The organism is Devosia sp. A369 (genome assembly GCF_054489345.1).
On sequence record NZ_JBTMWV010000055.1, the window covers coordinates 1 to 1,160 of the forward strand.

The following is a 1,160-nucleotide window of genomic DNA, read 5'->3' on the forward strand; positions in this document are numbered from 1 at the left end:
GTCAAGGCTCGAGTGGGGCCGGCGACCGTTGTAGAAGGCCAGATAGCGGCCGATCGAGGCCCGGGCATCGGAGGCGGTGTCGTAGGCTCGCAGGTAAACCTCTTCATACTTGATCGACCTCCAAAGCCGCTCGACGAAGACGTTGTCGCGCCACGATCCTCTGCCGTCCATGCTGATCGCGATCTCGTTGTCGCGCAGCAACCTGGTGAAGGCCATGCTGGTGAACTGGCTGCCCTGGTCGGTGTTAAATATCTCGGGCGCACCATAGCGGCCCAGCGCCTCCTCGACCGCCTCGATGCAGAAGCCCACATCCATGCTGATCGAGAGCCGCCAGGCCAGCACCCGGCGGCTGAACCAGTCCACGACCGCGGCCAGATAGACGAACCCACGGGCCATGGGGATATAGGTGATGTCCATCGCCCAGACCTGGTTAGCTCGCGTCACCGCCAGCCTGCGCAGCAGGTAGGGATAGACCTTGTGGCCCGGCGCGGGCTTGCTGGTATTGGGTTTGCGGTAGATCGCCTCGATGCCCATCCGCTTCATCAGCGTCGAGACGTGCAGCCTGCCCACCCGGATGCCTTCTCCAGCCAGCAGGTCACGCAACATGCGGGCGCCGGCGAACGGGTAATCCAGATGCAGCTCGTCGATCCGGCGCATCAGGGCCAGATCGACGGGCGACACGGAGCGCGGCAGGTAATAGACGCTGCCCCGGCTGATCCCGAGTTCGCGCACCTGCCGGGAAACGGACAGTTCGTGATTGCGGTCGATCATCGCTTTACGCTCAGCAAACCCGCTTTTGTGAGCGCACCCTCTAAAAAATCATTCTCCAGCGTCAACTGGCCGATCTTGGCATGCAGCGTTTTGACGTCCACCACTGGAGCCGATGCCTCCGCGCGGGCTTCACCAAACACATCGGCGGCGCCCTCCAGAAGTTGACTGCGCCATTGCGTGATCTGGTTGGCGTGCACGTCGAACTGCTGCGCCAACTCGGCCAGGGTCTTCTCGCCCTTGAGCGCCGCCAGGGCCACCTTCGCCTTGAACGCCGGGGTGTGGTTGCGGCGGGGTCGTCTCGTCATGATCTCTCCTGTTCGCGGCCATATTGGCCGCCGTCAGGCAGAAAATCCACTCATCCCCGTGTTCAGATTCCCCGAGCCAGCTCT

General features: G+C 63.0%; 1 protein-coding gene. It reads right to left on the minus strand.

Annotation, left to right across the window (positions count from 1 at the left end; all coding sequences use genetic code 11):
* Window positions 1-1,076, minus strand: a protein-coding gene (locus ACX3OZ_RS20845) for an IS3 family transposase (RefSeq protein WP_459105507.1) whose coding sequence is annotated in 2 segments (ribosomal slippage) — window positions 1-821 and window positions 821-1,076 — 1,077 coding nt annotated over the 2 segments. Because the reading frame shifts where the segments join, the coding sequence is not laid out codon by codon here. This gene is flagged as partial in the annotation.
* Between the last annotated feature and the right edge of the window lie 84 nt (window positions 1,077-1,160).